This window comes from Vibrio sp. S12_S33 (assembly GCF_963889785.1).
Lineage (GTDB): Bacteria > Pseudomonadota > Gammaproteobacteria > Enterobacterales > Vibrionaceae > Vibrio > Vibrio aestuarianus.
Map to the genome: position 1 here is coordinate 1 of NZ_CAWPQZ010000086.1, position 4,600 is coordinate 4,600.

Consider the following 4,600-nt stretch of genomic DNA (forward strand, 5'->3'; position numbering starts at 1 on the left):
CAATGAGTGGGAGCTTAATACTTGAACCTAGGCGAGAAAGATCCTTCCCTAGAGTCGTGAAGAAAAAGCCAAGCCGATACCCTAGAAAATACAATGCCGCTCACCTTAAGTGAACGGCATTAGAGCATGGGCTCTTCCTTTTTTATCTGCTTACTTGGTGTGCTTCAATTAACTTTAGGAAGTACCACAACTTTCGTTTTAGCCCATATATCCTGAAATCCTCGTTTTTCGTGATCAAACGGTACTGTTAAGTTTGATAATCCAAAGCCAGAGGTAAATAAGCGTATTAAGGCTTGAGTGGCACTAATTTGCGTGTCATCGTCATTGACGATCAATAATCTCCAAGCTCTCATACCTAAAGTTTGTCCGGCTCTTGTCCAGAAAAAGACAAAGAAATAAACCCAAACAGCAGCTAAATAGAAAGTGTAAACATAGCTCCATATAGGATGATGGGTCAGCAAATCGCTGACATCATCATATGGGCCGTAACTCATTGCACCGAAAGCCACGAGGGCTTCTAATATCGCGATTACAATGCCTGCTGCCATCATCTCAAGTGCAATGATAATTAGTGCATCATAAAAAAGTGCACCAAAGCGGCGCATTAAACCTGCAGAGGGTAGGGAGGATTTACTACTCATAACATTCATAGGTCTTTCGAGTTTTCCAAAATTGCAGCAAGCATATAGACTCAAAGTTGCGCTGAAAAGAGAACAAACGCACAGCTTTAATATTTGTGGCTAAAATATCGGCAAACGATTTGTATTTCAATATTTTGCTATTGCACCTCTGCGTTTCTTACGTATAATGCCAACCATCAAAGGGCGAAGCCCCAAGATGCCGGTGTGGTGAAATTGGTATACACGACGGATTCAAAATCCGTTTCCTTCGGGAGTGGCGGTTCAAGTCCGCCCACCGGTACCATACATAGAAAGGTCGCTTTTATAGCGGCCTTTCGTCGTTTTAGGTGTTTGAAAATGTTCGAATTTTCAGGCGCTTACCTCAGTTTTCCTTTCTTGTTATCAACGCTTTTCTCGCTCCATTTTACTCCCTTTATCTGTCTTAAAATTTCTCCCATGGTCCATATATGGTTCATCGCATGTCGATTCTGTGCGCAAGGCAATCCCAGTAAATCCAACAAATGCTAAAAGCAGCCGTCGCGCAAGCCAGTATTAGCAAGACCTGTGAGCTGCTAGAACCATGGTACGACCATGGTGACTTTACGGTGCTATACGGTTTTGGCTTTGCCTTTATGGAACAACGGATCGTTTTGATGGATAGTCGAAAAGTCGGTTTGTTATGGGAGGTTTTGCGGTGTGTGTAGTAAGTGCGTTGGGGTATATGGTCATCGTTAAGCACATGCTAATGCACATGTTTCGCCCCTAAAGTTGATATCAATATGCAACTGTGCAATCTTGTTTATAGAGGTAAACAATTGGAGCTTACCTAACTATGAAGATGATTTTCGTTGATGCTGAAAATGTAGGGTTGAAAGAACTAGAGAAAATTGGTGCTTCAATCATCGACAAAGTGTTTGTTTTCTCTAAATCGGAAGCCGTTAAACTTGTTTGTGATAAATCATTGTATTTATTCCTTTCCGATTATCCTACCGGACAGAATCAAGCTGATTTCTATATTGTTGCCTACTTATCCAGAGTGCTACTCGCCTTAGATAAAAAGCAGCTAGGCTCGGTTAATTTTGAGCTCTACAGTAACGATGAAAGCTTGATTTCAGCATTTGAGTTTCAATGCAAGCAATTAGGCGCACCTTTTCAAAGCATCAGAACTAGAGAGAACACAGTTGTTCCAATTGTTAAGCCACAACAGACACCCCCAAAATCCCCTGAAGACAAGCTTCTTCATGCTTTGAAGTCTCCTCGTGCTTTAGATCCTAGCTTTCAAAAGCAGCTAGGGCTGTCAAAGTCAGATTTTACCAAGGCAATCAATGAGCTTTCCAAAAATAACCAAATCAAGCGTAGTCCTCAGTCCAAGAAAAAATGGGTTAGGTGTTAGTAGGCTGACTTACCGACCTCATTAAAGAGTAATAAATGGCGGTATTCTCCATCGCTACTACTAACCATCAGTGTGTGAATATCGCTGTTCTAAGCTCATTCGGTGGCTACTAGAGTACCTTCTGGTGGTAATTGTACGGGATTAGTGTCTCGGCTCTCGGTGTGCTCTGAACTATATGCTTTCGGTTGAGTTTCTATGCGAGATATAGGGACTCACTTTGCTTCGGGTGTCTGTGCTTTGGTGATTGTGCGAATGTTGCGAAATGAACTGAGAGCTAGGGTTGGGATAGGATCTTGATATTAAATATATAATAACCAGTACAACAGCTTGCCGTAGGCCGCTGTTGTACTGGTTATTATTAATAGTATGTTCTTGAGTCCGGCTGTGAATTTCAAAACATCATTGATGTAGAAAGTGCTTGATCAGTATGGACTTTTAAGCGGATATCCAACTCCATGAGTCTGTTCTCAGAGTGATAAGCACGCGTGAAGTTGCGTGCTTATAGTTTCCGCCTCTACCCTAGAACCTCGACGTCGCTGAACATGTAGCCGTGTTCTAGTAGTGATTGCTTCGCTGACTCTTTGATATCGGTATCAATATGAGTGAGTAATTCTTCTGCTGCTAGCTTGGGTTGTATTGTCAAGATTTGTTGGTTGCAGATGCTAGCTTCTTGCAGAAGAACCAGATCATTATTATTTAACGAATATATCAAAGTCTTTCCTTTGGTTTCTCTTTCTTTAGAGAAGATTAATTGACCACCTATTTGAACGGGATGGATGATTGGCTCTGGCGTTAGATCACTGAGCATTTCTTTGAGTCCGTTTAATAGCTCTAATTCATGTTTTTTCCCATTTAAAGCTATTGGTAGTTTGTCTGATTTCAAAATGCTGTCTGAAAATACCGCTAGGTTGCTCAGACGAGCGTCTTGTACACCAAGTTCTTTACCAGATGTTAGAGCCTCACAAGCCTTTTGGTTGAATACTTTATCGCTATCCAACTTGGAACAGAGTTCCAATTCTTTCTCTTTGAGTTTGAAAAGGGCGGAGTAGCGTTCTTGTTGTTCTGCGATGAACATTTCAAAGTTACCTTGAAGCTCTTTAGCTGAATGAATTGCGAACTCGATATCTTCAAATTCGATAAAACCGTCCGGCTTCGTAATAGACTCAGAGAAATAGGTATCACGACTTTCTAGTCTTAGCGTACCGTACTTAGGACCAAATTGACTGTCATCGAGAAATTGAGCAACTCTCTCCATAATGCTCACGAGTTCTGCTAGTGGGTGGGTGAAGTACGTGCCAGTGTAGTTAAAATCTTGTATGGCTCTTTCTAAACTGTCTAGAAGTTCTTGTTTGATTTTTTCAAGATTTTCATTTGGCTTACCATGAAACGCAAAGTTTCTTTGGAAGCAATTTGAAACTGAATACTCAATCGTACTTTTAAAAACCTCTTTATTCTTCAACTCACGATGCGTTTTACTTTCTATTTGTTCTTCTGCCTCTTGAATCGCTTTTTTAAGCTGTTCGAGTACTGAGTACATAGTATCTTGGTAACTTGATGGTAATACGCCAAATGGTTTTACGTATGGTGCCATTTGGTTAAACACATGTTCTTGTCTTTTAGTGAAATAGAGGTCGGAATCAACTTCCTTGCAAACATACAAGTGATACTGAGTCGCTATAACCTCATTTAATGATTCTAATGACTCTGCACTGTCGAATTTCTCACGCAACTCGAAGGGAAGTGAAGGAAGCTCTCCTATAAAGGCTTTCATTTGCTTCACTAGAAATAGGTCTAGATCTTCTTTAGCTAAAGCTAAACGCACGCATTTGGAAACCTGGAATATTTCCGCTTTATGGTTTGGTAAGCGGAGGTTTAATAATGCTCTTAGTTTTTGAAGATTTTCACTACCCGCTTTTTCTCCATTTTCCCATCCATTAATTCTGGACTGGTTGACCCCACATCTTCGGGCTATTTCTGACCTAGGGATATTCAAAGATACCAGTTGCTCGACAATGCTTTTAGCGCAGTCCTTATCAAGCTTTTGATTGTGGGTTATTGATTCTGACATAGACACCTCTTTTTGGGTTAAGTTTGAAATGACTATAAATGCATATAAGAATGAAATAAAAGGAAAATTTACGGAAGTGTGATTTTGTAATTAACTGAAATTAAAAGGTAATTATTCTTTTTAAAGAAATTAATAAAGAAATATTGGGTGTTTTTAAGGTGTTTTTGGCTGAAAGACACCTTGCCATTCGTTACTTTTGGGAGATTTTTTACATGGGAGGAGAGTTATTGAGCTTAAATGCCATTCTGCGTAAATTTTACATAAATAAACCTTTCTGATTGATTGGTTTATTTGGGTTTTGATTTGGTTTTACGGAATTTTTGCGTAATTGTCGTTATTTCTCCAACCGTATCGCGTTACCGTAACAAACAACCATTCAAACACATATTAACTAACCTGAACTCGGGATAAAAAAGAAGGGAACTAAAAGCTGGTTCTGCGATCAGATCTTTCGACCAAGAGAGAACAATCGCAAAGGAACCAGCTATGCATAAACTAGTAGACTTATTTTGCCATGTC

General features: G+C 39.9%; 4 protein-coding genes and 1 tRNA gene. 3 read left to right on the top strand and 2 right to left on the bottom strand.

Going from position 1 to position 4,600, the window contains the following annotated elements; translation table 11 throughout:
• Positions 1-164: 164 nt before the first annotated feature.
• On the bottom strand, positions 165-641 hold the full coding sequence (locus AACW06_RS18745; RefSeq protein WP_192076229.1) for an RDD family protein: 477 nt from the start codon (positions 639-641) through the stop codon (positions 165-167).
• Between the two features lie 198 nt (positions 642-839).
• Here AACW06_RS18745 and AACW06_RS18750 point away from each other — a divergent pair.
• From AACW06_RS18750 to AACW06_RS18760, 3 genes are all read left to right on the top strand, one after another.
• Positions 840-924 (top strand) — tRNA-Leu (locus AACW06_RS18750).
• Between the two features lie 217 nt (positions 925-1,141).
• Positions 1,142-1,324, top strand: a complete 183-nt coding sequence (locus tag AACW06_RS18755) for a hypothetical protein (protein WP_192076230.1) — start codon at positions 1,142-1,144, stop codon at positions 1,322-1,324.
• A 128-nt stretch (positions 1,325-1,452) separates the two neighbouring features.
• The gene (locus AACW06_RS18760; protein ID WP_192076231.1) at positions 1,453-2,013 is read left to right on the top strand and encodes a hypothetical protein; all 561 of its coding nucleotides are present in this window, start codon (positions 1,453-1,455) and stop codon (positions 2,011-2,013) included.
• Positions 2,014-2,527: 514 nt separating this feature from the next.
• On the opposite strand, the gene AACW06_RS18765 is transcribed toward AACW06_RS18760, so the two are convergent.
• Positions 2,528-4,081: a helix-turn-helix domain-containing protein gene (locus AACW06_RS18765; protein ID WP_192076232.1), complete on the bottom strand. Its 1,554-nt coding sequence runs from the start codon at positions 4,079-4,081 to the stop codon at positions 2,528-2,530.
• Positions 4,082-4,600 lie beyond the last annotated feature (519 nt).

Bases quoted from the DNA above. Each gene is read 5' to 3' on its own strand.
- AACW06_RS18745 (WP_192076229.1), bottom strand. From the start codon at position 641: ATGAGTAGTAAATCCTCCCTACCCTCTGCAGGTTTAATGCGCCGCTTT.
- AACW06_RS18765 (WP_192076232.1), bottom strand. From the start codon at position 4,081: ATGTCAGAATCAATAACCCACAATCAAAAGCTTGATAAGGACTGCGCT.
- AACW06_RS18760 (WP_192076231.1), top strand. From the start codon at position 1,453: ATGAAGATGATTTTCGTTGATGCTGAAAATGTAGGGTTGAAAGAACTA.
- AACW06_RS18755 (WP_192076230.1), top strand. From the start codon at position 1,142: ATGCTAAAAGCAGCCGTCGCGCAAGCCAGTATTAGCAAGACCTGTGAG.